The organism is Mycolicibacterium aurum, assembly GCF_900637195.1.
Taxonomy (GTDB): domain Bacteria; phylum Actinomycetota; class Actinomycetes; order Mycobacteriales; family Mycobacteriaceae; genus Mycobacterium; species Mycobacterium aurum.
Genome location: NZ_LR134356.1, coordinates 4,480,592 through 4,506,656, shown reverse-complemented (window position 1 = coordinate 4,506,656; position 26,065 = coordinate 4,480,592). Strand labels below are relative to the sequence as shown.

The window sequence follows — 26,065 nt, the reverse complement described above, 5'->3', positions numbered from 1 at the left end:
CGTAGCCTGGTGTCGTGCAGTCGACGTTCCTGGGACGACCCGTGGCGGGCGATCGCGCCCTGATCATGGCGATCGTCAACCGCACCCCGGACTCGTTCTACGACCGGGGCGCCACCTTCGGCGACGAGGCCGCCAAGGAGGCCGCGCACCGGGTGGTCGACGAGGGCGCCGACATCGTCGACGTCGGCGGCGTGAAAGCCGGGCCCGGCGTCAGCGTTGACGTGGACGAGGAGATCACCCGCGTCGTGCCGTTCATCGAATGGCTGCGCGCGACCTTCCCCGACCAACTGATCAGCGTCGACACCTGGCGCGCCGAGGTGGCCAAGCAGGCCTGTGCAGCGGGGGCGGACCTGATCAACGACACCTGGGGTGGCCACGATCAGGACCTCGCCGCGGTCGCCGCCGAGTTCGGGGCCGGGCTGGTGTGCTCACACACCGGCGGGGCGGTGCCCCGCACCCGTCCATTCCGGGTCAACTACGGGCTCTCCGAGCGCGGCGTGGTCGACGCCGTCATCGCCGAGACGACCGCCGCCGCCGACCGCGCGGTGGCGCTGGGTGTGCGGCGCGACGGCATCCTGATCGATCCGACCCACGATTTCGGCAAGAACACTTACCACGGTCTTAGTTTGTTGCGCCATGTAAAAGACCTTGTTAACACTGGATGGCCGGTCCTGATGGCGCTGAGTAACAAGGATTTTGTCGGGGAAACTCTGGGTGTGGACCTGACAGAACGCTTGGACGGCACCCTGGCTGCCACCGCTCTGGCGGCCGCCGACGGTGCCGCGATGTTCCGGGTGCACGAGGTCGGGCCCACACGACGCGTACTGGAGATGGTCGCGTCGATCCAGGGCGCGCGGCCGCCGACTCGCACGGTGAGGGGACTGGCATGACTGTGTTATCCGACCGAGTATCTGATCTGCTCGCCACGGAAGCTGTGGCCGAACACCGGTGGCTCACCGAACGCAGCTGGAGCAGGCCGGCGTGGACGATCGCCGAGCTCGAAGCCGCGAAGCAGGGCCGCACGGTGTCGGTGGTGCTGCCCGCGCTCAACGAGGAGGAGACCGTCGCCTCCGTCGTCGAGACCATCACCCCGCTGCTGGGCGGACTCGTCGACGAGCTGATCGTGCTCGACTCCGGCTCGACCGACGACACCGAGATCCGGGCGCTCGCCGCAGGAGCCCGCGTGATCAGCCGCGAGGCTGCGCTGCCCGAGGTCCCGCCGCAGCCCGGCAAGGGGGAGGTGTTGTGGCGCTCGCTGGCCGCCACCACCGGCGACCTCATCGCGTTCGTGGACTCCGATCTGCTCGACCCCGATCCGATGTTCGTGCCCAAGCTGCTCGGACCGCTGCTCACCGCCGACGGGGTGCACCTGGTCAAGGGTTTCTACCGGCGGCCGCTCAAGGTCAGCGGCAGCGAGGATGCCAGTGGCGGCGGCCGGGTCACCGAGTTGGTGGCGCGCCCGTTGCTGGCCGCGCTGCGACCCGAACTGACGTGCATCTATCAGCCGTTGGGCGGCGAGTACGCCGGTACCCGCGAGCTGCTGACCGCGGTCCCGTTCGCCCCGGGCTACGGCGTCGAGATCGGGCTGCTCGTCGACACCTACGACCGGCTGGGACTCGACGGTCTCGCCCAGGTCAACCTCGGCGTGCGGACCCACCGCAACCGGCCGCTGACCGAGCTAGCGTCGATGAGCAGGCAGGTCATCGCCACCCTGCTGTCGCGGTGCGGTGTCCCCGACTCCGGGGTCGGGCTGACGCAGTTCTTCGCCGACGGCGAGGACTACACGCCGCGCACCTCGTCGGTGTCGCTGGACGACCGTCCGGCGATGATCACGCTGCGCCCTCGCTGACGTTCTGTCGCACGCGTCGGGCACTATCGAGGGGTGACTCTGGTCCTTCTCTACCTCGTTGTGCTCGTGCTCGTCGGCATCGTGCTGTTCGCCGTCGGCAGCGTGCTCTTCGGCCGCGGTGAGGTCCTTCCACCGCTGCCGCAGGGGACGACGGCCACCGTGCTGCCCGCGTCGGGGGTCACCGGCGCCGACGTCGAGGCACTGAAGTTCGCGCAGACCCTGCGCGGCTACAAGACCAGCGAGGTCGACTGGGTGCTCGAGCGGTTGGGTCAGGAGATCGACGCGCTGCGCGGGGAACTCACCGCTGTGCGTGCCGCCTACGGGGTCGACCACGACGGTGCGCAGGACGGGTTCGACACCGGCGCACACGCGTCGTCGCCGGAAGCCGTGCGGGACGACGCATGACCACCTCCGTCGCCGACGCGCGGATCCGCTGCGGATGGATCGACCAATCCCGGTTGTCCGACGACGACTTCACCCTTTACCGCGATTACCACGACACCGAATGGGGCCGGCCTCTTCGAGATTCGGCGGCACTGTTCGAGCGCGTCAGCCTGGAGGCCTTCCAGAGCGGGCTGTCGTGGCTGATCATCCTGCGCAAGCGGGACAACTTTCGCGCGGCGTTCGCGGGGTTCGACGTCGAACGCATCGCGCGCTTCGGTGACCGCGACGTGGACCGGCTGATGGCCGACACCGGAATCGTGCGCAACCGCGCGAAGGTCGACGCCACGATCTCCAATGCGCGGGTCGTCGCCGACCTCGCAGACGCCGGCGTCGACCTGGGGGAGCTGCTGTGGTCGTTCGCGCCGCCGGACCGAGCGACGCGACCACGGCCCGCCACCCTCGCAGAGGTGGCGGCGGTGACACCGGAATCCACGGCGATGGCCAAGGATCTCAAGAAGCGCGGGTTCCGCTTCGTGGGGCCCACCACCGCCTACGCCTTGATGCAGGCCACCGGGATGGTCGACGACCACGTGGCGGCCTGCTGGGTGCCGCGGCTGCAGAGCTGAGGGGCCGGGGCCTTCGCGGGTCTGTGACGATCACCGGGGTGGCCGAATCAGGCCGGCGGCATGCCCTCGTACGGGTGTTGAACTCGTCGTCCGGGCCGCTATAGCCGGGTCTTCGCACACGAGTTGGCGTGCATAGGGAACAATGGAGGTCTGTAGCAGTTCAGAGCCGGGTGCTGTCAGTGCACGTCGAACGGTGCCCAGCTCCGGCTCACGGACAGACCAAGCCCTTAGGGGCACGCCCATGTGGAGGGAGCACTCGATGGCGGCGATGAAGCCCCGGACTGGAGACGGTCCACTGGAAGCAACCAAGGAGGGGCGAGGCATCGTTATGCGGGTTCCACTGGAAGGCGGTGGTCGACTCGTCGTCGAACTCACCCCGGACGAGGCGGCCGCTCTGGGCGACGAACTCAAAGGTGTGACGAGCTAGCGCCGTTGCGCTACGCCGAGATCTTGCGGTAGATCTCCAGCGTCTGCTCGGCGATCTGCGCCCACGAGAATTCTTCTATGCAGCGCTGCCGACCGGCAGCTCCGAACTGGTCTGCCTTGTCGGGCTGGGCGACAAGCGTATTGACCGCATAGGCGAGTTCTCGTTCGAACGACGCGGTGTCGTTGGCGTCGTAGTGAACCAGCAGCCCCGTCTCCTGGTCGGCGACCACCTCGGGAATTCCCCCGACATCGGAGGCCACCACCGCGGTGCCGCACGCCATCGCCTCAAGGTTCACGATGCCCAGGGGCTCGTAGACCGACGGGCACACGAAAGTCGTTGATGCCGAGAGAATTTCGTCGATCTTCGGCTGCGGCAACATTTCCCGCACCCAGAACACGCCTGAGCGAGACTCCGAGAGTTCCCGCACCGCGGACGCCACCTCTTCGCCGATCTCAGGGGTGTCGGGGGCGCCCGCGCACAGCACCAGTTGAACCTCGGGCGCGAAATGGTGAGCTGCGGCGACCAGGTGAGCGACGCCTTTCTGCCGGGTGATCCGGCCGACGAACGCGACGATGGGCCGGGACAGGTCGACCCCGAGTTCGGTGAGCACCGACCCCTCGCCACCGGCTTCGACCGGACGCCACTTCTCGGTGTCGATGCCGTTGAGCACGACGTGGACACGGTCGGGATCCAGCGCGGGGTAGGTGTCGAGCACGTCCCGCCGCATCCCCGAGCTGACGGCGATCACCGCATCGGCGGCCTCCACGGCCGTCTTCTCCACCCACGACGAGATTCGGTAACCGCCGCCGAGCTGCTCGGCCTTCCACGGCCGCATCGGTTCCAGGGAATGCGCGGTGAGAACGTGCGGAACTCCGTACAGCATCGCCGCCAGATGCCCGGCCATCCCGGCGTACCAGGTGTGCGAGTGCACGACGGTGGCCTCGGACGCGGCGTTGGCCATGGTGAGGTCGGCCGACAGCGTCGTCAGCGCCGCGTTGGCGCCCTTCAGTGCAGGGTCGGGCTGGGCGACCGTCGCACCGGGGCGCGGCGCTCCCATGCAGTGCACATCGACCTCGCAGAGGTGCCGCAACTGCGCTACCAGCTCGGTGACGTGAACACCAGCACCGCCGTACACCTCGGGTGGATACTCCCGAGTCATCATCGCCACCCGCATGATGTGACCGTATCCAACTTCGCGACGCGTTGCGCCGCATCACCAATTGTCTTGACGGACAGCCCGAGAACGCGCGATATGCGGCGCGTCTCGGACGGCGCGCGTCGTGGCAAAAGTGCGAATGGCTGGCCCCCGTCCCTACGTGCGGATAGGTTGGCACCATGAGGGAAGCGCCACATGTGTTGGGCATCGTCCTCGCAGGCGGAGAGGGCAAGCGGCTTTATCCGCTGACAGCCGACCGAGCCAAACCTGCCGTGCCGTTCGGGGGTGGCTACCGGCTCATCGATTTCGTGCTTTCGAATCTCGTCAACGCGCGTTACCTGCGGATCTGTGTGCTCACGCAATACAAGTCGCATTCGCTGGACCGTCACATCTCGCAGAACTGGCGGCTTTCCGGGCTTGCCGGCGAGTACATCACCCCGGTCCCGGCGCAGCAGCGGCTCGGTCCGCGCTGGTACACCGGGTCGGCGGACGCGATCTACCAGTCGATGAACCTGATCTACGACGAGGATCCCGACTACATCGTGATCTTCGGCGCGGACCACGTCTATCGGATGGATCCCGAGCAGATGGTCCAGCAGCACATCGAAAGCGGCGCCGGAGCCACGGTGGCTGGTATCCGGGTGCCGCGCGCCGAGGCCAGCGCGTTCGGGTGCATCGATGCCGACGACTCGGGCCGAATCCGCGGCTGGGTGGAGAAGCCGGTGGACCCCCCAGGCACCCCGGACGATCCGGAGATGACCTTCGCGTCGATGGGCAACTACATCTTCACGACGAAGGTGCTGATCGACGCCATCCGCGCCGATGCCGACGACGACGACTCCGACCATGACATGGGCGGTGACATCATCCCGCGGCTGGTGGCCGACGGTATGCCCTCGGTGTACGACTTCAACAACAACGAGGTGCCCGGCGCCACCGAACGCGACCACGGTTACTGGCGCGACGTCGGGACACTCGACGCCTTCTATGACGCGCACATGGATCTGGTTTCGGTGCATCCGGTCTTCAACCTCTACAACAAGCGCTGGCCGATCCGCGGCGGCGCGGAGAACCTCGCACCCGCCAAGTTCGTCAACGGCGGGTCCGCGCAGGAGTCGGTGGTCGGCGCGGGAAGCATCATTTCAGCCGCCTCGGTGCGGAATTCGGTGTTGTCGTCCAACGTCGCCATCGACGACGGCGCGATCGTCGAGGGCAGCGTGCTGCACCCCGGGGTGCGCATCGGGCGGGGCGCTGTGGTGCGCCACGCGATTCTGGACAAGAACGTGGTGGTCGGGCCGGGCGAGATGGTCGGCGTGGACCTGGACAAGGACCGTGAGCGGTTCACCGTCAGTGCCGGTGGCGTCGTCGCCGTCGGCAAGGGCGTCTGGATCTGACCCAGGTCCGTCCGCGGCATGGCTGTCGGTGGCCCCGAAGACGCAGCGTTCGACGACGTGCTGTGCCGCTCGGTGCAAGCCGCGCTGGATTGCGGGCGCGCGCTCGTCAGCCGTGACGGCACCGCGGTGGCACGACATCTGTGGCCGGGACCCGGTGCGGTCCTGATCATCGAGGACGCGCGCCGATCATCACATCCGGCACGGTCCGCCTTTCCCGGCGCGGGATTCGTCGGCGCCGTTGCGATCCACCGCGGACCGGACGACGTTGTCGGTGCGCTCTGGGCGACCGACCCGCAGCCCCGGCCGGCCACCCCTGATCTCCGCCGCCGGCTCGCTGATTTCGGCGAGCTCGCGTCCTTGCATGCGCAACGGGCGGCCGAGGCGACGCTCTACCGACTCGTGGCGGAGAACTCCGCGGACACCCTGATCCGGGGCAACCTCGACGGCGTCCGTCAGTACGTGTCACCGTCGATATCGGAACTGTTGGGCTTCGACGCCCACGAACTCGTCGGCAGCCGTGCCCGCGACATCACCCACCCGGACGACGTGGAGGCGTTCGGGCGGCAGATGCTCGCCATGCGGGACGGCCACATCGACAGCTTCATCACCGAACACCGGATGAGTCACAAAGACGGTTCCTGGGTGTGGCTAGAGGCGTTCGTCCGGGTGACGCACGACCCGGTCACCGGCGTCCGGGATGGGTACGTGGTCTCCGTGCGTGACACGTCCCGCCGCAAAGAGCTCGAAACGCGACTGGCACACAACGCCTCTCACGACACCTTGACCGGGCTGCCGAACCGGGCACTGCTCTACGAGCGACTCCAGGAGCAGATCGACCGGTGCGCACGGCACGACGGCGACTTCGCCGTGTTGTGTGTCGACCTGGACGGCTTCAAGAAGGTCAACGACGAACTGGGGCACAGCGTCGGCGACACCGTGTTGACCGCCGTGGGTGAGCGGCTGGTGTCCTGTGTGGCCGACACCGATACCGTCGCCCGCCGCGGCGGCGACGAGTTCGTCGTCGTCCACCAGAGCGGGGCGCCGCTGCTGGAGTCTGCCGTCGCGCTGGCCCAGCAGCTGATCGACACCGCCTCGGCGCCGCTGACGATCGGTGAGTGGACGGGATCGATCGGGCTGAGTATCGGCATTGTCACCGGCGGGTCGACGTCGAGCGGTGAAGAGCTGTTGCGGGCCGCCGACCGCGCGATGTACGAGGCAAAGGCGGCCGGGCGCAACGGTTACCGCATCGCGTAGTCGGTGAGCGGCGGGGCAGCGCCCTCCGGTCCTGTCGACGGTGTCGTCAACCCGCGTCCCGGCGGGTCGTTGGGGCGGCACGCTGATTCCTGCGCCGTCGTCGCAACAACCGGAATACTGCCCACGCCAGCGCGATCACCGCTACCAGAACCAGCACCGGCACCAGGATCGCCAGGAAGACCAGCAGCACGCTGACGATGTCCTCGACGGTGCTCAGCACCGGGGCGGCCACGCCGGCCGTGGCGACGTTGGCCGCCGGCCGCACGGTCGATTTCGTCAACGACACCACCAGGGCGATCGCGACGCCGACGGCCACCGGAACCCACTGACCCGATTGTGCGAACGCACCGGGATCGGACACCGCCGCCGTCTGCGCGGCCGTTCCCGATCCGAAGACGATGCCGCCCGCGGTCGGACGCACCACGGTCTGGACGACGTCGTTGACGCTGTCGAGCGCGGGCACCTTGTCGGCGACGATCTCGATGACCAGCAGGACCGCGACGATGGCCATCACCCAGCCGTTCTCCAGCCATGCCCAGCCCGCGGGGAGCGTCACCAGGTCGGTGAATCGCGCCAGCAGGCCGAGCGCCAGCAGCGGGATGTACGCGTTCAGACCCGCGGCCGTCGCCAGGCCGAAGCCGGTGAGCAGCTCCATGAACTCAGTATGCGGCGGGATCGTCGCCGTCGGGGGTCACCACACCCCGGGGATCAGCCGAAAGCGCACCCGCTGCGTGTAATCCGGGTAGCCGGCAAGCTCGTCGACGAGCATCCTCTCCTCGTCGACGATGCGCGCCGCCAGAACCGGGATCGCGGCCAGCACGCAGAGCAGTCCCCACAGCGAGTCCAGCGCCAGCGGAGTACCGATCATCATGATCACCGTGCCCATGTACATCGGGTGTCGCACCATCCCGTAGAGCCCTGTCGACACCAATGGTTGGTCGGCCTCGACGGTGATGCTCGCTCCGGCAAAGTTGTTCTGCACCACCACGAGCTGTGCGAGGCCCAGTCCGGTCGCCACGAGGACGTTCCCGACGACGATGAGCCACACCGGCACCGTCGACCAGCCGAACCGGTGATCGACGGCCGACAGCGCGAGCGTCGCGAAGACCAGCCCGATCGTGAGGGTGATGATGATCCGTTGGGCAGGGCGGCTTTCCGCTGCGGGCCCGGCCTTCATCCGACGGGCGAGCGCATCGGGATAACGCACCGCGAGTATCGCCGACGGCACCATCGTCGTGAGCGCGAACACCGCGATGAACACCCACGCCTGCCAGTAGTCGAACGTTCCCGCGGGTACGAACAGGGAGATGCCGAAGAAGGCGACACCGAACAGGGCCGAGGCCACGGTCTGCAGCGCCGTTTTCACGTCATGCCTCCTTACGCCGCGTCGCGGCGTCGGTAGATCGCGCCGGCCGTCAACGCCAAACCTGTTGCTGCCGCCGCCATCACGACCATCGCGACGACGGGTACGTCGACGGGTGCGGTGGTCCGTCCGACCGGCGACAGGTCGATCAGCCACCGGGGAAGCCGCAGCAGTGCGCCGAGGTAGAGCGCCATCACGACGAAAGTCACTGCCAGCCAGCCGATCCAGCTTTGACGCAGCGCGACGGCCAGAGCCGCGACCCCGGCCAGTACTGCGAGAGCGGGCACGAAGGCCAGGCCGGCCACCGTCAGCCTCAGCACTGTCGGCGGATCACCCACCGTGATGCCCGCACCGAGACCGTTGCCCAGTCCCGCGAAGAACATCAGTACCGCCCCGCCGAGTACGGCCGCCGCGACGGCGGTCAGCAGCCACCGCCAGCGAGACACGGCTCCGCCCAGCACCGCTTCCCCGAGGCCGGACTGCTCGTCGGCGTACACCCGCAGTACTGCCGACACGACGTACGCGATTGCCGCCGCGGCGAGGAACTGCGTCATCGTGGTGTACACACCGTCGGTGCCCTGCGTCGAGATGACGCGGGCGATCAACTCGTTGCCCTCGGCGGCGTCCAGCAGTGACTTCGTCATGGAACCGAATGCCAGGCCCGCCACGAACAGTCCGGCCGACCAGCCGATCGTCTGGCCGCGCTGCAGCGTGAGGTGCAGTCCGAGGACGCCACGAACCGGATGGGCGGCGGGGCGTTCGCCGGTCGCGGCGATGGTGCCGTCGTCGTACTGGCGGCGGACTTCCAGCGCTGCGGCCAGCGCGATGAGGCCAACGGTCAGCGCGACCAGGAGCGCGATCGGCCACCACCGCAAATCGACGAACGGGCGCATCTGCTGCGCCCACGCGATGGGGGAGAACCAGCTCAGCGCACTGCCCGAGTTGTCGATGACATCGCCGATGCCGCGGATCAAGGCGGCCAGAGCGAGTGTCGCCATCGCTGCTCCGGTGGCGCCGCGCGCAGCCCGCCACATCTGGGCGGTGACGGCGGCGACCGCGCCGAACACCGTTGCCACCGCCGTGACGCCGAGGCACATACCTGCGGAGTCGATGACACGGAAGCCGCTGGCGGCCATGGCCGCCGTCATCGTCACTGCCAGAACAGCGTTGACCCCGACGACGACCGTCAGCGCGGCAGCCGTACGGGCGTAGCGGCCGACGGGCGCTGCCAGAACGAGTTCCGCCGCTCCGCCCTCCTCCTCGGCGCGGGTATGTCGAATCACGGTGAGGATGGCCAAGATCGACGTCGCGATGATGAGGGTCAGCATCAGTTCGTTGGCCATCATCGCGCCGAGCTCGGTTTCGTTGCCGCCGAACATCGGACCGCCCAACATCATCCCGGCGGGGGTCTTGAGTAGATCGACCCGCGCCTGGCGCTGCGCCTCCTCGGGGTAGGCCAGCTTGATCGCATTGGGCGCGTAGACCATGGTCAACGCCAGCGCGCCGATCCAGATCGACAGGCGCACACGGTCTCGGCGCAGGGCCAGCCGGATCAGATGTCCGGTGCCCGTCCACGAGGACGCGGCCGGGGCGGCCGCATGCCGTCCCGCGGAAAACTGGGCGGTGCCGGTGCTCATGATCACCTCACCCCTTGGTATTCGCGCAGGAACATGTCCTCCAGCGACGCGGGCGTCACCGTCAGTTCGTCGAGTCCCAGCCCACTGAGGTCGGCCATCGCACGGTCAAGGTGGTCACGGTCCACCGAGAACCGCACTCGGTTGTCGTCGATGAGGAAGTCGTGAACGTAGGGGGCATGCTCCAGGTTGCGGCCGTCTCCGCGGGTCCGTGCCGTGACACTGGTGCGCATCAGGTGACGCATGTCCGCCAACGTGCCGGAACGCACGGTGCGACCCGCCCGGACGATCGTCACTGTGTCGCAGAGCTTCTCGACCTCGGCAAGGATGTGGCTGGACAGCAGCACCGCCGCACCCTCGTCGGCCACCTCGCGAACGCACTGCTGAAACGCCTGCTCCATCAACGGGTCGAGGCCCGACGTCGGTTCGTCGAGAACGAAGAGCTCGCTGCGGGTGCTGAACGCGGCGACGATCGCCACCTTCTGCCGATTGCCCTTCGAGTAGGTGCGGGCCTTTTTGTGCGGGTCCAGCTCGAAGCGCTCGATCAGCTGGTCGCGGCGGGTCTGGTCGACGGCGTCCGCACCGCGAAGCGCGGCCAGGAAGTCGATGGCCTGCATGCCGGTCAGATTGGGCCAGAGCGTGACATCGCCTGGCACGTAGGCGATCCTGCGGTGCAGGTGTACCGCGTCACGCCAGGGATCGCCACCGAGTAGCCGGACGGTGCCGCCGTCTGCGCGCAACAGCCCCAGCAACACCCGGATCGTGGTGGATTTACCCGCACCGTTGGGCCCGAGGAAACCGCTCACATCTCCGGGTGCGACGGTGAGGTCAAGGCCGTCGAGAGCCTTGGTGCGGCCGAACGACTTCTGCAGCTCTCTGATGTCGACTGCCGGTCCGTTGTCACTCACCGTGGGCTCCTTCTGTCGAGGTGAACGGAATGCCGTGTTCGCGTTGGGCGAGGAACGCGTCGTACATGGTGGAGTCCGCCATCAGCCCGTTGGTGTAGAGCTCGAGGGCAGGCAGCACCATCTCCTCGCTGTAGTCGCGGAGGACGGCGCGCAGATTCGTCGGGTCGTCGTGCATCTGGAGGTAGAGCAGGAACGCTCCGCCGCCGGTCATCGCGAGAAACCGGCCCCTGGCCCTCGGGTCAGCGCTCGGCTTTATCGTCCCGGCTCGCACACCTTCTTCGACGTACCGTTCGGTGTTGTCGATCATGGTGCGCCACAGCCTTTTCGCCAGCTCGCCACCCGATTGAAGGCTCCGCACGAGGTAGCCCATCATCGGGGCGTACTCCTCGATCTCTGCCAGCTGCGCGAACCAGGTTGCGGGATCGGATGTCTGGATCGACTCGGTCTTGGCGGCAAGGACGGTGTCGGCGATGTAGTCGTCGCACGCTGCGCGCAATCCGTCTTTGGAGCCGAAGTGATGGATCACCAGGCCGGGGCTGACCCCCGCGGCGGTGGCGATGGCGCGAAGTCCCACCGCGAACCCGGCCCGGCCGAATTGATCGATGGCGGCATCGCGGATGCGGGCCGCCGCGGTGAGATCCTCCGCTGAACGCATGTTCAGTACACTAAACATGCGTTCAGTGCGGGGGCAAGAGGGGATGGCGTCAAGAAATCGTCAAAATTCGGCGGGTCCGCCGACGGGCACCCGGATGTGACCCTCGGATGAGGGGGTGGGTCAGTCGCGGGCGGCGGCCAGCAGTCCGTCGCCCAATGGGATGAGCACCGGCGTCAGCCGTTCGTCCTCGGCGATCAACCGTGCCGCTTCCCGCACCGCGGCGACCTCGTTGTCCTTGGCGTTGGCGTCGCCGGCACGTCCGCCGAGGGCGGCGCGGTGCACGACGATCGCGCCTCCCGGGCGCAGCAGTCGCACGCCTTCGACCACGAACTGGGGCTGGTCTGCGGGGTCGGCGTCGATGAACACGAGGTCGTAGGAGTCGTCGGCCAGGCGGGTCAGCACTTCCTGGGCGCGGCCGCCGATCAACCGGGTCCGCCCGGGGCCCACCCCGGCCTCGGTGAACGCCTGCTTGGCGATGCGCTGGTGTTCCGGTTCGACGTCGATCGTCGTCAGGACCCCGTCCTCGCGCATACCGGACAGCAGCCACAGCCCGCTCACCCCGGCGCCGGTGCCCACCTCCACGACGGCGCGCGCATGGGTGAGCTTGGCCAGGACGCACAGCAGTGCGCCGACCGCGGGGGTCACCGCGCCGGCGCCGATGTCGACCGCCCGCTCCCGGGCGGCGGCGACGATGGCGTCCTCGGAGATCGAGTGTTCGGCGTGATGGACGATCGCTTCGGCCTGCCCGGTGCGGGTGGTGGAATCGCCGGAGCCTGCTCCTGGCTCGTCGGTGCTGGCCATGCCCGCAGCGTAGAGCCAGCCCGCCCGGCGGTGGTTGCGACACGCCCGGCCCCGGCAACGGTGATCACCGTCTCCCACGCATCGTTTCCGCTGGTGAAAAACGGGGTAGCAAGCTTTCTCAGGAAATGTTCAGTTTGCTCATATGCCTGACATACCAGCACAGGAGACGGTAGTCGCATGACAGAACGCGCTTCGGCCGCACGCACCGGTACCGCGCGCTCAGGGAACAACACCGCCTCACGTGGCGTTATGCTCTCCGACCACTTCGACCTGGAGGATCCGACGACCGCCAATTCCGGCCCCAATACCGTCTCTGGCGCTGCAACCGTGGCGTCACCTGTTTCGATGGCCCATCTGGAGCAGTTCACCGATGCCGAATGGGTGGAGCCCACCGACGAGCTGTCGGGCACCGCGGTGTTCGACGCCACCGGTGACAAGGCCGCGATGCCCAGTTGGGACGAGCTGGTTCGCCAGCACGCCGACCGGGTGTACCGCTTGGCCTATCGGCTGTCCGGCAATCAGCACGACGCGGAGGACCTGACCCAGGAGACGTTCATCCGCGTCTTCCGGTCGGTGCAGAACTACCAGCCCGGCACCTTCGAGGGTTGGTTGCACCGCATTACGACCAACCTGTTCCTCGACATGGTTCGGCGCCGTGGCCGCATCCGTATGGAGGCCCTGCCCGAGGACTACGACCGCGTGCCGGCCGACGAGCCGAACCCGGAGCAGATCTACCACGACTCACGGCTGGGCGCCGACCTGCAGGCCGCCCTGGACTCGCTGGCGCCGGAATTCCGCGCAGCCGTGGTGCTGTGTGACATCGAGGGCCTGTCCTACGAGGAGATCGGGGCGACGCTCGGCGTCAAACTCGGCACCGTGCGCAGCCGAATCCACCGTGGACGGCAGGCGCTGCGTGACTACCTGGCCCGCCATTCGGGTGCCTCCACCTTGGCCGACGCCAGGGACATGGCCGAGTCCGCCTGACGTTCTCGCGATGTCGCACACCAACCCGCGCTACATTCGAAGTACGTCTTCTGACATAGGGCTGGCGACACGACGTCGGGCGGAGAGGAGCTGGGTGGTGTTCGATCCCGGACATGCGTTCCGCCGAGCGTTCTCGTGGCTGCCGACGCAATTTGCCTCGCAGAGCGACGACCCGGTGGGGCCCCGCCAGTTCGGGTCCACCGAGCACCTGTCCATCGAGGCACTGGCGGCGTTCGTCGACGGCGAGCTGAGAATGACCGCACACCTGCGCGCCGCCCATCATCTGTCACTGTGCCCGGAGTGCGCCCTCGAGGTCGACGCTCAACGCCAGGCCCGGGAAGCGTTGCGGGACTGCCGCCCGGTGGCGATGCCAAGTTCTTTGCTGGGGTTGTTGTCCCAGATCCCGAACCACACTCCGGTGGAGGCTGACGAGCCGGCCGAAACGCCGCAGTTAGCTGACGGCACGCAGCGGCCTCGTCGCAAACGCCGGTAGGGTTGAGGCCGAGTCGACCACCTACGTGCGTCGACGATTGCTGGCACCGTGACAGCGGGTGGCAAGACGTGAAAGGGCGATGAACGGGTGAGCAATCTGGACGAGACCGGTCGGGAACGTCTTCAGCCGCGGCCGGTGTCACGTCCGCCTGTCGATCCGGCGGCTCAGCGGACGTTCGGACGGCCGTCGGGGGTCAACGGCTCCTTTCTGGGCGCCGACAAGCATCGCGATCAGGGCGAGTACGCCCCCAAGGATCAGGCGCCCGACCCCGTGCTGGCCGAGGCGTTCAGCCGGCCCTACCGCGGTGGCGAATCACTGCAGCGGCACCCCACCGATGCAGGTGCCCTCGATGCCGAACGTGACGGCGCCGGCGACGAGCCAGACGATCCGTGGCGCAATCCTGGGGCTGCCGCGGCGCTCGGCACGCCCGCGCTCACTCCTTCCGGACCCACCGTCGTCGCGGCGCCCACCGGCAAGCTCGGTGTCCGCGATGTGCTGTTCGGCGGCCGGGTGTCCTACGTCGCCCTCGCGGTACTCGGCATTGCGGCGCTGCTGATCGGCGTCGCTGGCGGCTGGGTGGGGCGTACCACCGCCGAGGTGGTCGAAGCGTTCACCACCTCCAAGGTCACGTTGGACACCAGCGGCAGCGCGGATGGCGAGCCGCAGGGCCAGCTCGCCAAAGTAGCTGCGGCAGTAGCTGATTCGGTGGTCACCATCGAGGCGACCAGTGAGACGGAGGGTTCTCAGGGCTCGGGTGTCGTCGTCGACGGCCGCGGCTACATCGTGACCAACAACCACGTCATCTCCGAAGCCGCCACGAATCCCAGCGAGTTCAAGATGTCGGTGGTGTTCAACGACGGCACCGAGGTGCCGGCCAACCTGGTCGGCCGTGACCCCAAGACCGACCTTGCCGTGCTCAAAGTCGACAACGTCGACAACCTGTCGGTGGCCCGGATGGGTGATTCCGAGAAGCTGCGCGTCGGTGAGGAAGTGATCGCCGCGGGAGCCCCGCTGGGCCTGCGCAGCACGGTCACCCACGGCATCATCAGTGCCCTGCACCGGCCGGTGCCGCTGTCGGGCGACGGTTCCGACACCGACACCGTGATCGACGGTGTGCAGACCGACGCGTCCATCAACCACGGCAACTCCGGTGGACCGCTGATCAACATGAACTCTGAGGTCATCGGCATCAACACGGCGGGCAAGTCGCTGTCGGACAGTGCCAGCGGCCTCGGCTTCGCGATCCCGGTCAACGAGGTCAAGCAGGTGGTCGAGACCCTGATCCAGAGCGGCAAGATCGCCCATCCCACACTGGGATTGACGGCCCGCTCGGTGAGCAACGACGTCTCCAAGGGCGCACAGGTGGCCGACGTGTCACCGGACAGCCCGGCCGAGCGTGCGGGCATCCTGGAGAACGACGTTGTCGTCAAGGTGGGGGACCGTGACGTTGCCGATGCCGACGAGTTCATCGTCGCGGTCCGCCAACTCGCCATCAACGAGCCGGCGCCCATCGAGGTCGTCCGCGACGGCCGCCGCGTGACGCTGACGGTGACTCCCAACGGCGACGACAGCACGTAGCCGTGTTCGCCAATGTCGGCTGGGGCGAGATGTTGGTCCTGGTGATCGCCGGTCTGGTGATCCTGGGACCGGAGCGGCTGCCCGGCGCAATCCGGTGGACCGCCGGTGCGGTGCGCCAGGCCCGCGACTACGTGACGGGTGCGACGAGCCAGCTACGCGAGGATCTCGGCCCGGAGTTCGACGACCTTCGTGAACCGCTGTCCGAGTTGCAGAAGCTGCGTGGCATGACCCCGCGTGCGGCCCTGACCAAGCACCTTCTCGACGGGGACGACTCGATCTTCACGGGCAAGACACCGCCCCAGGAGAAGCCGCAGTCCAGCGGTGGTCCTACACCGGTGCCCCAGGATCAGCAGACTCCCGCATCGGCGGCCACGCCGCCGGAGCCGAGCGCCTCGACGCCGTACGACACCGACGCGACCTGACGACGCTGGGGCGTCAGCGGCCCGCCGGGTCGAGCCCCAGCGACATACCCGCAAGGCCCCGCCTGCGGCTGGACAGTGCGTCGGCGATCTTGCGCAGTTCCTTGCCGGCCGGCGAGTCCGGTGCGCTGAGCACCAGCGGGGTGCCGGAGTCACCGGCGCTCACCAGGTCCGGGTCCAGCGGGACCTGCCCGAGCAGCGGCACCTCGGCGCCGACAGAGCGCGACAGGCTCTCGGCGACGTGGCGTCCGCCGCCTTCGCCGAACATCTTGAGCACAGGGCCGTCGACCATGTTCTCCACCACACCGGCGATGCGCTGACGGGTCTGCAGCGCGATCGCCCCGGCTCGCTCGGCGACCTCCGCAGCGGCCAGCTGCGGGGTGGTGACCACCAGGATCTCAGCGCCGGGAATCAGCTGCGCCACCGAGATCGCGATGTCGCCGGTGCCGGGTGGCAGATCCAGCAGCAGCACGTCCAGGTCGCCCCAGTACACGTCGGCGAGGAACTGCTGAAGCGCCCGGTGCAGCATCGGCCCGCGCCACACCACGGGTGTGTTGCCCTGGGTGAACATGGCGATCGAGATCACCCGGACCTCGTGCGCCACCGGCGGCAGGATCATCGATTCGACCTGGGTGGGACGATCCGTGGTGCCCATCATCCGGGGTACGGAGTGGCCGTAGATGTCGGCGTCAAGCAGTCCCACCGACAGACCACGCGCGGCCATCGCGGCCGCCAGGTTCACGGTGACGCTGGACTTGCCGACGCCGCCCTTGCCGGACGCGACGGCGTACACCTTGGTCAACGATCCCGGCTGCGCGAAGGGGATGACGGGCTCGCGGGAGTCGCCGCGCAGGAGCTTGCGCAATTCGGTGCGCTGCTCGTCGTTCATGACGTCGAGGGTCACCGTGACCGCGCCGGTGCCGGGGACATCCTGGACCGCGCGGGTCACCCTGTCGGTGATCTCGGTCTTCTTCGGGCATGCGGAGGTGGTCAGATACACCTCGACGTGCACCGATGCGTCGGCGTCCACGGTGACGTTCTTGACCATGCCGACTTCGGTGATCGGGCGCCGCAGTTCGGGGTCGATCACCTTGCCCAGCGCGGTACGTACCGCCGCTTCCAGGTCATTCGGGGTAGCAGACATCACCGTCGAGTCTAGGCGCCAGGGTGGCGCATCCCCGAATGCGGGCGGTCGCGACCGTCAGGCCACCGGGCCGGGCGCCGGGCCCGTCGCGGGTGCCGGCGGCGGCGGGACCGGCAGCAGAGGTCCCGGTGGTGGCGGCGGTCCGGCAGCAGGGAGCGGCGGCGCGGCCGGCGCAGGAGGCACTAGACCGAGCGGTCCGGCAGGAGCGGGCACAGGCGCCGGCGCGGCGGGCGCAACATCCTGGATGCAGAACACGGCGCAACGCGGCTGCTGCTGCGGCGGCGGCTGCATCCACGGCGGTACCCACGCCGGCGGCGGGGGCGCGGCCGGCTGGGGCGCCGGCTGAGCGGCGGGCATGGGCCCGGGCAGCGGCCCCAACGTCTGGCCGGGCACGAAACCGGGCAGGGCCGTGTTGATCTGGCTGGCCACGTCGGTGCGTTCCATCAGCGGGATGAGCGACAGCGGGTCGTTGGCGGGCAGGCCCGTCGCGTTCAGCGGCAGTCCGGGGCCGAGGCCTTCCCGGCGGTCGAGATGGCTGCTGACGGTGGCTTCCAGCTCAGGGACGGAGCCGGTGATCGGCGGCAGGTCGACAGGGACGACGCCGGTCGCGTACGCGGCCGCCCAGCTGAGCACGTTCTGGGCGTAGGCCATCGAGTTGTTGTAGCGCAGGATCGCGGCGACCACGTCGGACTGGTTACGCAGGTTCAGGTTGCCGCTGCACAGGTACCGGGCCGCCGCCAGCGAGGCGTCGAACACGTTCTGGACTTCGGCTTTGCCGTCGCCGTCCCCGTCGGAGGCGTAGCGCGACCAGGTGCCGGGCAGGAACTGCATCGGCCCCATGGCCCGCGCGTAGGTGACGCGGTCGGCCGTCCGACTCTGCACGATGACCTCGTTGCCCGGCAGTGTGCCGTCGAGGCTCGGTCCGTAGATCGGGCGCACCGCGGTGCCGCGGGCGTCGGTGGCGCCACCGTTGGCGTGCGCCGACTCGATCCGACCGATGCCGGCCAACAGGTTCCAGCTCAACCCGCATCCGGGGTAGGCGGACGCCATCATCGTCTCGGCGTTGCGGTACGCCGCCAACGCCATCGACGGAATGCGCAGTGTGCCCGGCGCACTCACCACGACCGGGGGTGGGGGCGCGGAGGAGGCGCTGGCGACGGTGCGCAACGGCGCAGGCGTCCTGGCGACCGCGACCACCGAGAGGCCGGACTTCTGGTTCGACGACGGGGCGACCGCGGCCAGCGGCATCACTGCGGGATCGCGGGTGGGCGTATGGGTCGTGGGAGCGGAGGCGCCGACAGCGCCGGCCAGAACCAGAGGGGTGAGGACGGCGGCGACTCCGATGGCCGGCGTGCGGACGAGTTGCCCTGCGCGACGGCGTGCGGCGTGTAGGGCCGGTCCTCCCCCTATGTGCACTCAACCGTCCTAGCTGTGAGATCGCCTGTGAACCAAGTCACCATACCCATAGCCACACGCCGGTGTGACGGCAATCGCCCAGCCGTCTCAACCTGATTTCTTGGCCTTCTTCTCACCTGCACGCTGTTTGCTCGGTTCGCCGCCGTCTGTTCGGGCGTCGCCGTGCAACTCCTCGATGAGGTGGCGAATCTCCTCCAGTTCGCGGCGCAGGTAGTCGCGGGTGGCTACCTCGCCCACGGCGAGCCGCAGCGCCGCGAGCTCGCGGGCCAGGAACTCGGTGTCGGCCTTGGTCTGTTCGGCGCGCCTGCGGTCCTCCTCCAGGGCCACACGGTCGCGGTTCTCCTGCCGATTCTGGGCCAGCAGGATCAGCGGCGCCGCATACGCGGCCTGGGTCGAGAACGCGAGGTTGAGCAGGATGAACGGGTACGGGTCCCACTGCCAGGCGAACGCGCCCACGTTGAGCAGGACCCAGATGATGACGAAGACGGTCTGGATCGCCAGGTAGCGGCCCGTCCCCAGGAATCGGGCGAACTGTTCGCTGACCCGGCCCACCGCCTCGATGTCCAGCCGGGGCGCGATGGACCGAGAGCTCTTGGGCGTGTCGAGGCGTTGGCGCGCTGAGGAGTCGCTCATGTCGTGCCCTCGGCGGCCACGATCACGGCTTCGGCTTCCCGTTCACGCCAGTCGTCCGGCAGCAGATGGTCCAGCACGTCGTCCACCGAGACCGCGCCGAGCAGGTGATTCTCCTCGTCGACCACCGGTCCGCACACCAGGTTGTACGCCGCGAAATAGCGCGTGAGCGCGCTGAGTGAGTCTTCGGGCCCGAGGCTGGGCAGATCTTTGTCGACCATCCCGCTGACCAGAGAGGCGGGCGGTTCGCGCAGCAGCCGCTGCAGATGTACGCAGCCCAGATAGTGGCCGGTCGGTGTGGCGGTCGGTGGGCGAACCACGAACACCAGGGACGCGACGGCGGGGGTGAGATCCGGATCCCGCACCCGGGCAAGGGCTTCCGCGACGGTGGTGTCAGGTGCCAGCACCACCGGCTCGGAGGTCATCAGGCCGCCCGCGGTGTTCGGGGAGTGGCTGAGCAACCGGCGCACGTCTTCGGAATCCTCGGGGTCCATGCGGCGCAGGAACTGTTCGGCGTCGGCCGGGGTCATCGTGCCGAGGAGGTCGGCGGCGTCGTCGGGATCCATCGCCTCCAGCACGTCGGCGGCACGGTCGGTCTTCAACTGGCGGAGCAGTTCCACCTGCTGGTCCTCGGGCAACTCCTGCAGCACGTCGGCCAGCCGCTCGTCGTCGAGTGCGTTGACCACCTCGTGGCGCCGTTTGTGGGGCAACTCGCGGATGGCGTCGGCCACCTCGACGGGCCGCTGGCCCTGGAACTGTTCGAGGAGCGAGGCGACGCCCTGGTCGGGCATCGCGAGGCCGGACGGGGTGAGGCCGTGCACGTGCTGCCAGTCGACGGTGTAGACGTTGCTGCGACGGCCGAGCCTGCGTTGCGGGCGCACCGCGACGCGGGTGACCGTCCAGTCGCGGGTGCGGGTCTGTTCGATGCCGAGGTCGACGACGACGACGTCGAGCCCCACGAGCTCGGGCAGATCCGGATCGTTGATGCGCACCCGGGTCTCGAGCACCTGTCCCAGCACGAGGACCTCGCCCGGTCGCTGGGAGAAGCGGCGCAGCGACACACTGCCGGTCGACAGGGTGACCGCCCCGGGCTCGATCGCCGTGACACGCAGAATGGGGACGAAAATTCTTCTCCGCGTGAGCAACTCGATGACCAGCCCGAGAACCCTCGGCTGCTGGCGGACGGCGCTGATACCGATGACCACATCGCGCACCCGTCCGATCGATTCGCCGTCGGGTCCGAGCACGACCATTCCCGCGAGCCGAGCCGCGTACACCCTGTTGACCGACGCCATAGATGTAGAGGGTAGAGAGTGTTCTTGTGGAGAACCGGTATCGGCCCCGCCGGACGTGCCTGTCCGTGCCGGGCAGCAGCGAGAAGATGATCCAGAAGGCGAAGACACTTCCGGCCGACGAGGTGTTCCTCGACCTTGAGGACGCCGTGGCGATCGAGGCGAAATCGCAAGCGCGGACCCGGGTTGCGGCGGCGCTGGCAGAACCCGGCTGGGCGGGCCAGCTGCGTGGCGTGCGTGTCAACGACTGGAGCACGCCGTGGACGCACACCGACGTCATCGAGGTGGTGGCGCGGGCGGGAGCCGTGCTGGATTTCGTGGTGCTGCCCAAGGTCACAGCAGCCGCGCACGTCCACGCGCTGGATCTGCTGCTCGGTCAACTGGAGGCCACCCACGGACTGCCGCTGGGACGCATCGGCATCGAGGCGCAGATCGAGGACGCTCGCGGGCTCACCGACATCGACGCGATCGCGGCCGCTCCACGCGTGCAGGCGCTGGTGCTCGGCCCAGCGGACCTGATGGCGAGCCTGAACATGCGCACGCTGGAGGTCGGCGAGCAGCCGCAGGGCTACGACGTCGGTGATGCGTATCACCATGTGCTGATGCGGATCCTGATCGCCGCGCGCGCCAACGGCATCGCCGCGATCGACGGCCCCTACCTGAAAGTCCGCGACGTCGACGCGTTCCGGCGGGTGGCCGGGCGGTCGGCCGCCCTCGGTTACGACGGCAAGTGGGTGCTGCATCCCGACCAGATCGAGGCGGGTAACGAGATCTTCAGCCCGCGGCAGGAGGCCTATGACCGCGCCGAGCTGATCCTTGAGGCCTACGAATGGCACACCTCCAGTGCCGGCGGGGCCAGGGGAGCGGTGATGCTCGGCGACGAGATGCTCGACGAGGCGAGCCGCAAGATGGCGCTCGTCATCGCCGGAAAAGGGCGCGCCGCGGGAATGCAGCGCACCGGAGAGCGCTTCGAACCACCCGCCTGACGTCGCGCGTCGCCTGCCGTCAGAACGTGGTGGTGCCGGATGCCCCGATCAACACGATGACCAGGAATGCGAGCACCAGGCCGGCTGCGCCGATCGCGATGCCCGCGATGGCCATTTCCTTGCCCTTCTCGCCGGTCTTCTTGACCTGGCTGAGGCCGATGCCGCCCAGGACGATGCCGAGGATCGACGGGAAGAACCCGATGAAGCACATCAGATAGGCGGGCAGCGCGACCAGCGACGACACCAGGGCTGCGACGGCCAGGGAGTTGGTCTGCGCCGGCGGACCCGGGTTTGCGCCGTACCCGTACCCATATCCGTAGCCGTAATCCGCGCCCGGGTACTGGCCCGCAGGCGGGTAGCCGCCGGGCGCCGTGCCGTACGGCCCGGGCGGCGGGTAGGCCGGCCCGCCGTATCCCGGCGCGGGGTACGGCGGTTGCTGGCCGGGATCGGGGTACGCGGGCGGATAGCCGGCCGGCGGAGGCGGATAGGGCGGCGTCGCGAAGTCACCCGACGGCGGATAGCCCGGTGCGGAGTAGCCGGAGGGCTGGTAGCCCGGCGTCGGCGGCGGATAAGCCGGTGGCGGGGTGTATGCGGGTGGCGGCGTGTAGTTCTGCGGTTGCGCCGGGGCTTCCGGCGAGAACACCTCGGTCGAATCGGCGGAGTGATCCTGCGGCTGCTCGATGGGCGGCGCCTCGTGGCCTGACGAGGACGGCTCGGACCCACCCGCGGTGGACTCGGTTGATTCGCTCCGGCCTGCGTCGTTGTCCGGACTTGTCATGGAGATCAACCTAGCCTAGGAGCAGGTAACCCGAGGTGAACGCGTTTGAGGGCACCATTGCGGGGCCTCGCGCGTTGATCTTGAGAACAGTGCCGGCAGACGGCAGAGCGACGGAGGGGAAGTGAGACGACGATGACCAGCCCGTTCCAGCCAGGACAGAATCCCGGTACGGCGGCCGCGAGCCCGACCGCGAGACGTGGTCGCCCGGTGGGCCTGCCGACGCCGCCCAAGGGGTGGCCGATCGGGGCGTACCCGACCTACGCCGAGGCGCAGCGCGCGGTGGACTATCTGTCCGATCAACAGTTTCCCGTCGAGCAGGTGACGATCGTCGGTGTCGACCTGATGCAGGTCGAACGGGTCACGGGTCGACTGACCTGGCCCAAGGTGCTCGGCGGAGGTGTGCTGACCGGCGCCTGGCTGGGCCTGTTCATCGGCTTGATCCTCGGCTTCTTCAGCCCCAACCCGTGGAGCGCGCTCATCACGGGCCTGATCGCGGGCGTGTTCTTCGGGCTGATCTCCTCCGCGGTGCCCTACGCGATGGCGCGCGGGACAAGAGATTTCAGTTCCACCATGCAGCTGGTGGCCGGCCGGTACGACGTGCTGTGCGATCCGCAGAGCGCCGAGAGGGGTCGGGACCTGCTGGCGCGCTTGACGATCTAGGCCCCGCGGGCGTCGACACTTTGCGTCTGCCCCACGTGTGGCCCTATTTTTGCGCAGGAACCCGAGCACGTGCGGTGAGAGGGAGCTCGATGGCTGAGATCGCAGTGGGCGTCGTGCCCGTGTCTTACTCCGACGGCACCGAGTCCGCGGTCGGCGCGAACCTGTGGACGGTCGACGCATGAGCGACGTTCTCGACCTGGTCGGCACTCACCTTCGCGATCACTTTGCGCGACAGGGCATCACGGCCGAACCGGCGTCGGCCAGTGTCACGTTCCTCGGTACTGACCGCATCGACGTGCTGCGGTTCGTGACGCCGGGGGATGCTGCAGCGCACTATGTTTCGTTGGGATGCTCGCGGCATCCGATGGGGGATCCCGCCGACATGCTCGCCGACCCGGTGCAGGGTCCCCGCGCCGAGGTGGTTGTCGCATTGCGCGGTACCGCGCCCAGCGGACTGTCACGTTCGGTGGCGGTGGTGGCCGCAGCGCCGGCTGTCGAAGGTCTGATCCTTGCGCCCGACGCACTGGTCGACCTGGAGACGCCGCTGTGGGAGGGGGCGCCGTTCACGGCATTCCTGTTGGGGCCCAGCGATATCGAGGATCTGGTTCTCCCGGAGCCGCTCTCGCCCGTCACGGTGCTCTCGGCGATTCCGATCACGGCGACGGAGGCGGCCTGGGTGCGGCTCAAAGGCGCCGGCGCGATGAGGGAGGCGTGGGTGCAGGACGGGGTCGACACGTCGGACCCACGGCGGCGAGCCGCCAGTCCGACCTGAGCGGCGAGCCGCCGGTCCGACCTGAGCCGGTCAGAGCCAGTTGTTGTGCCGGAACGTGCGGTGCAGAAGGATGCAGACGGTCGCCATCAGCAGCAGCACCGCCGGGTAGCCCCAGGTCCAGTGCAGCTCCGGCATGTTGTCGAAGTTCATCCCGTAGACACCGGCCAGCGCGGTCGGCACCGCCGCGATCGCCACCCACGCCGAGATCTTGCGCATATCGACGTTCTGTTGCATGGCGACCTTGCCGAGCGCGGCCTGTACCAGCGAGCTCAACAGCTCGTCGTAGCTGGCGATCCGATCGGCGGCCTTGATGGTGTGGTCCAGGACGTCGCGCATGTATCGGCGGATCTCGACGTTGATGAGGTCGTCGTGGTCGGTGCCGATGCGCTGCAGGTCGGTGGCCAGCGGGCTGATGGCCCGGCGCAGTTCGACGACTTCGCGCTTGAGCAGGTAGATGCACTCGATGTTCGTCTGCGCCAGCGGGGAGAAGATGTCCTCCTCCATGGCGTCGATGTCGGTTTCGATGAGGTCGGTGACGTCGAGATAGGTGTCCACGACGTGGTCGGCGATCGCGTGCATCACCGAGTAGGGCCCGAGCTTGAGGTTGGCGGGGGAGGCTTCGAGATGCTTGCGCACACCCGCGAGCCCGCCGTGCTCTCCGTGGCGCACCGTGACCACGTAGTCGGGGCCGACGAAGATCATGATCTCGCCGGTCTCGACGATCTCGCGGGCATTCGCCATCGATTCGTGCTCGACGTAGGTGACGGTCTTGAGGACGAGGAACAGCATCTTGTCGTAACGCTCGAGCTTGGGCCGCTGGTGGGCGTGCACCGCGTCTTCGACGGCGAGCTCGTGAAGGCAGAACACATCGGCGACGGCCTGCATCTGGTGCTCGTCGGGTTCGTGGAGGCCGATCCAGACGAAGGCGTTCCGGCCGTCCGCCTCGATCTCGCGCACCTTGTTCAGCGCCGCGGCATGGGTGTACTTCCCCGGCAGCCGGGTGCCGTCACAGTAGACGCCGCAATCGACCATCGCGCGTGCGACCGGGACGTGGATGCGACGCGCATTCTGGTCGCCGTCGACACGGTCGCGGGCGCCTTGACGCATCAGCGACGGTGGCAATGCGCGGAATGACGGCATATGCCACCTCCCAGATACACGGTGTGTGCGTCGTGTGCGTCGACCCTGCCCTGCGGGCACCCGGCAAAATCGTACGCGCACGACCGTGGGCGCTCTCCTCACGAACACCGAACCCATTCCTGTGAGTTCGGGGGAGGGGTTACCCTCAGCCCGTGGCTGAATTGGTGCGCACACCGCAGGTTGTCATTGAGGACAACGAGATCTTCGAAGCCCACGAGGGCGGCAAGCTCTCGGTGGAACTGAAATCACCACTGGACACGCAGCGAGCACTGTCGATCGCCTACACCCCCGGTGTGGCACAGGTCAGCCGGGCGATCGCGGCCGACGCCACGCTGGCCAAGCGATACACGTGGGCCAACCGCCTGGTCGCGGTGATCAGCGACGGCAGCGCCGTGCTCGGTCTCGGCGACATCGGTGCGGCAGCCTCGCTGCCGGTGATGGAGGGCAAGAGCGCCCTGTTCAAGACCTTCGGCGGGCTCGACTCGATCCCGATCGTGCTGGACACCAACGACCCCGACGAGATCGTCGAGACGATCGTCCGGCTGCGTCCGACGTTCGGTGCGGTCAACCTCGAGGACATCTCGGCACCGCGGTGCTTCGAGATCGAGCGTCGCGTCATCGAGGCGCTGGACTGCCCGGTGATGCACGACGATCAGCACGGCACGGCCATCGTCGTGCTCGCGGCGTTGATGGGTGCCACCAAGGTGCTCGACCGCGACATGCACACGCAGAAGGTGGTGATCTCCGGCGCAGGCGCTGCCGGGGTCGCGTGCGCGAACATCCTGCTGGCCAAGGGCATCAGCGACATCACCGTGCTCGACAGCAAGGGCATCGTCCACACGGACCGCCAGGACCTGAACCCGTTCAAGGCCGAGCTGGCCACCCGGAGCAATCCGCGCGCGCTCCGCGGGGGTATCGCCGAAGCCCTCGCCGGTGCCGACGTGTTCATGGGTGTGTCCGCGGGGCTGGTGCCCGAGGAGCTGATCGCGACCATGGCACCGGGCGGCATCGTGATGGCGATGTCGAACCCTGACCCCGAGATCCACCCCGACGTGGCGCGCAAGTACGCAGCCGTGGTGGCGACCGGGCGCAGCGATTTCCCGAACCAGATCAACAACGTGCTCGCGTTCCCCGGGGTGTTCCGCGGGGCGCTGGACGCGGGCGCCCGTCGCATCACCGAGAAGATGAAAGTGGCTGCCGCCGAAGCGATCTTCTCGGTCGTGGGTGACGATCTCGCGGTCGACCACATCGTGCCGAGTGCGCTGGACCCGCGGGTGGGCCCCGCCGTGGCTGCCGCGGTTGCCGCCGCGTCCAAGGACTGA

At 68.3% G+C, this 26,065-nt stretch carries 28 protein-coding genes; 15 read left to right on the top strand and 13 right to left on the bottom strand.

The window, feature by feature from the left end:
- Positions 1–65 precede the first annotated feature (65 nt).
- The 5 genes from folP to EL337_RS21060 all read left to right on the top strand — a co-directional run bounded on the left by folP (position 66) and on the right by EL337_RS21060 (position 3,286).
- Positions 66–890: a dihydropteroate synthase gene (gene folP / locus EL337_RS21080; RefSeq protein ID WP_232786840.1), complete on the top strand. Its 825-nt coding sequence runs from the start codon at positions 66–68 to the stop codon at positions 888–890.
- The gene (locus tag EL337_RS21075) at positions 887–1,849 is read left to right on the top strand and encodes a glucosyl-3-phosphoglycerate synthase (protein WP_048633434.1); all 963 of its coding nucleotides are present in this window, start codon (positions 887–889) and stop codon (positions 1,847–1,849) included. The genes folP and EL337_RS21075 overlap by 4 nt, the downstream gene beginning before the upstream one ends.
- 33 nt (positions 1,850–1,882) lie before the next feature.
- Positions 1,883–2,254, top strand: a complete 372-nt coding sequence (locus EL337_RS21070) for a DivIVA domain-containing protein (protein WP_048633433.1) — start codon at positions 1,883–1,885, stop codon at positions 2,252–2,254.
- Positions 2,251–2,859: a DNA-3-methyladenine glycosylase I gene (locus EL337_RS21065; RefSeq protein ID WP_048633432.1), complete on the top strand. Its 609-nt coding sequence runs from the start codon at positions 2,251–2,253 to the stop codon at positions 2,857–2,859. Before EL337_RS21070 ends, EL337_RS21065 begins: the two co-directional genes overlap by 4 nt.
- A gap of 259 nt (positions 2,860–3,118) precedes the next feature.
- On the top strand, positions 3,119–3,286 hold the full coding sequence (locus EL337_RS21060) for a DUF3117 domain-containing protein (RefSeq protein ID WP_003406247.1): 168 nt from the start codon (positions 3,119–3,121) through the stop codon (positions 3,284–3,286).
- A 10-nt stretch (positions 3,287–3,296) separates the two neighbouring features.
- Here the strand turns inward: EL337_RS21060 and glgA are convergent, their stop codons facing one another.
- The gene (glgA, locus tag EL337_RS21055; protein WP_109860151.1) at positions 3,297–4,460 is read right to left on the bottom strand and encodes a glycogen synthase; all 1,164 of its coding nucleotides are present in this window, start codon (positions 4,458–4,460) and stop codon (positions 3,297–3,299) included.
- A 161-nt stretch (positions 4,461–4,621) separates the two neighbouring features.
- On the opposite strand from glgA, the gene glgC reads away from it, so the two are divergent.
- Complete coding sequence (gene glgC / locus EL337_RS21050) at positions 4,622–5,836, top strand: glucose-1-phosphate adenylyltransferase (RefSeq protein ID WP_126316638.1); 1,215 nt, start codon at positions 4,622–4,624, stop codon at positions 5,834–5,836.
- 18 nt (positions 5,837–5,854) lie between these two features.
- The gene (locus EL337_RS21045; RefSeq protein ID WP_048633430.1) at positions 5,855–7,090 is read left to right on the top strand and encodes a sensor domain-containing diguanylate cyclase; all 1,236 of its coding nucleotides are present in this window, start codon (positions 5,855–5,857) and stop codon (positions 7,088–7,090) included.
- Between the two features lie 46 nt (positions 7,091–7,136).
- On the opposite strand, the gene EL337_RS21040 is transcribed toward EL337_RS21045, so the two are convergent.
- The 6 genes from EL337_RS21040 to EL337_RS21015 all read right to left on the bottom strand — a co-directional run bounded on the left by EL337_RS21040 (position 7,137) and on the right by EL337_RS21015 (position 12,451).
- Positions 7,137–7,745: a DUF4126 domain-containing protein gene (locus EL337_RS21040; RefSeq protein ID WP_048633429.1), complete on the bottom strand. Its 609-nt coding sequence runs from the start codon at positions 7,743–7,745 to the stop codon at positions 7,137–7,139.
- Between the two features lie 36 nt (positions 7,746–7,781).
- Entirely contained in the window at positions 7,782–8,456 is a 675-nt protein-coding gene (locus EL337_RS21035) for a methyltransferase family protein (RefSeq protein ID WP_048633428.1), read from the bottom strand.
- An 11-nt stretch (positions 8,457–8,467) separates the two neighbouring features.
- Positions 8,468–10,090: an ABC transporter permease gene (locus EL337_RS21030; RefSeq protein ID WP_048633427.1), complete on the bottom strand. Its 1,623-nt coding sequence runs from the start codon at positions 10,088–10,090 to the stop codon at positions 8,468–8,470.
- Between the two features lie 2 nt (positions 10,091–10,092).
- Entirely contained in the window at positions 10,093–10,995 is a 903-nt protein-coding gene (locus EL337_RS21025; protein WP_048633426.1) for an ABC transporter ATP-binding protein, read from the bottom strand.
- Positions 10,988–11,650: a TetR/AcrR family transcriptional regulator gene (locus EL337_RS21020; RefSeq protein WP_048633425.1), complete on the bottom strand. Its 663-nt coding sequence runs from the start codon at positions 11,648–11,650 to the stop codon at positions 10,988–10,990. The genes EL337_RS21025 and EL337_RS21020 overlap by 8 nt, the downstream gene beginning before the upstream one ends.
- Positions 11,651–11,770: 120 nt before the next feature.
- Positions 11,771–12,451, bottom strand: coding sequence for an O-methyltransferase (locus EL337_RS21015; protein WP_048633424.1), 681 nt, complete (start codon positions 12,449–12,451; stop codon positions 11,771–11,773).
- Between the two features lie 177 nt (positions 12,452–12,628).
- Here EL337_RS21015 and sigE point away from each other — a divergent pair, with 177 nt between their 5' ends.
- The 4 genes from sigE (at position 12,629) to tatB (ending at position 15,928) form a co-directional block, all read left to right on the top strand.
- Positions 12,629–13,435, top strand: a complete 807-nt coding sequence (gene sigE / locus EL337_RS21010; protein WP_048633423.1) for an RNA polymerase sigma factor SigE — start codon at positions 12,629–12,631, stop codon at positions 13,433–13,435.
- 97 nt (positions 13,436–13,532) lie between these two features.
- Positions 13,533–13,928 carry an anti-sigma E factor RseA gene (rseA, locus tag EL337_RS21005; protein ID WP_048633498.1) on the top strand — a complete coding sequence of 132 codons (396 nt, stop codon included), beginning with the start codon at positions 13,533–13,535 and terminating at the stop codon, positions 13,926–13,928.
- Positions 13,929–14,015: 87 nt separating this feature from the next.
- Positions 14,016–15,506 (top strand): serine protease HtrA, encoded by a 1,491-nt coding sequence (gene htrA / locus EL337_RS21000; RefSeq protein ID WP_048633422.1) that lies wholly within the window; start codon positions 14,016–14,018, stop codon positions 15,504–15,506.
- A 2-nt stretch (positions 15,507–15,508) separates the two neighbouring features.
- Positions 15,509–15,928, top strand: coding sequence for a Sec-independent protein translocase protein TatB (tatB, locus tag EL337_RS20995; protein WP_048633421.1), 420 nt, complete (start codon positions 15,509–15,511; stop codon positions 15,926–15,928).
- 13 nt (positions 15,929–15,941) lie between these two features.
- Here the strand turns inward: tatB and EL337_RS20990 are convergent, their stop codons facing one another.
- The 4 genes from EL337_RS20990 to EL337_RS20975 all read right to left on the bottom strand — a co-directional run bounded on the left by EL337_RS20990 (position 15,942) and on the right by EL337_RS20975 (position 20,410).
- Entirely contained in the window at positions 15,942–17,069 is a 1,128-nt protein-coding gene (locus tag EL337_RS20990; RefSeq protein ID WP_048633420.1) for an Mrp/NBP35 family ATP-binding protein, read from the bottom strand.
- Between the two features lie 57 nt (positions 17,070–17,126).
- Positions 17,127–18,485 (bottom strand): lytic transglycosylase domain-containing protein, encoded by a 1,359-nt coding sequence (locus EL337_RS20985; RefSeq protein WP_048633419.1) that lies wholly within the window; start codon positions 18,483–18,485, stop codon positions 17,127–17,129.
- A gap of 87 nt (positions 18,486–18,572) precedes the next feature.
- Positions 18,573–19,118 carry a DUF1003 domain-containing protein gene (locus tag EL337_RS20980; protein WP_048633418.1) on the bottom strand — a complete coding sequence of 182 codons (546 nt, stop codon included), beginning with the start codon at positions 19,116–19,118 and terminating at the stop codon, positions 18,573–18,575.
- Entirely contained in the window at positions 19,115–20,410 is a 1,296-nt protein-coding gene (locus EL337_RS20975) for a magnesium transporter MgtE N-terminal domain-containing protein (protein ID WP_048633417.1), read from the bottom strand. The genes EL337_RS20980 and EL337_RS20975 overlap by 4 nt, the downstream gene beginning before the upstream one ends.
- 26 nt (positions 20,411–20,436) lie before the next feature.
- Between EL337_RS20975 and EL337_RS20970 the strand changes: the two genes are divergently transcribed.
- Positions 20,437–21,393, top strand: coding sequence for an HpcH/HpaI aldolase/citrate lyase family protein (locus EL337_RS20970; RefSeq protein WP_048633416.1), 957 nt, complete (start codon positions 20,437–20,439; stop codon positions 21,391–21,393).
- A gap of 19 nt (positions 21,394–21,412) precedes the next feature.
- Here the strand turns inward: EL337_RS20970 and EL337_RS20965 are convergent, their stop codons facing one another.
- Positions 21,413–22,171 (bottom strand): DUF4190 domain-containing protein, encoded by a 759-nt coding sequence (locus EL337_RS20965; RefSeq protein WP_048633415.1) that lies wholly within the window; start codon positions 22,169–22,171, stop codon positions 21,413–21,415.
- Positions 22,172–22,303: 132 nt separating this feature from the next.
- Between EL337_RS20965 and EL337_RS20960 the strand changes: the two genes are divergently transcribed.
- Both EL337_RS20960 and EL337_RS20955 read left to right on the top strand, forming a co-directional pair.
- A complete protein-coding gene (locus EL337_RS20960; protein ID WP_048633414.1) occupies positions 22,304–22,831 on the top strand; it encodes a general stress protein in 528 nt (175 codons plus the stop codon).
- Positions 22,832–23,009: 178 nt separating this feature from the next.
- Complete coding sequence (locus tag EL337_RS20955) at positions 23,010–23,603, top strand: suppressor of fused domain protein (protein WP_048633413.1); 594 nt, start codon at positions 23,010–23,012, stop codon at positions 23,601–23,603.
- 30 nt (positions 23,604–23,633) lie between these two features.
- Here EL337_RS20955 and corA read toward each other — a convergent pair whose 3' ends face one another.
- Positions 23,634–24,743, bottom strand: a complete 1,110-nt coding sequence (gene corA / locus EL337_RS20950; protein WP_048633412.1) for a magnesium/cobalt transporter CorA — start codon at positions 24,741–24,743, stop codon at positions 23,634–23,636.
- 152 nt (positions 24,744–24,895) lie between these two features.
- Here corA and EL337_RS20945 point away from each other — a divergent pair, with 152 nt between their 5' ends.
- Positions 24,896–26,065 carry an NAD(P)-dependent malic enzyme gene (locus EL337_RS20945; protein ID WP_048633411.1) on the top strand — a complete coding sequence of 390 codons (1,170 nt, stop codon included), beginning with the start codon at positions 24,896–24,898 and terminating at the stop codon, positions 26,063–26,065.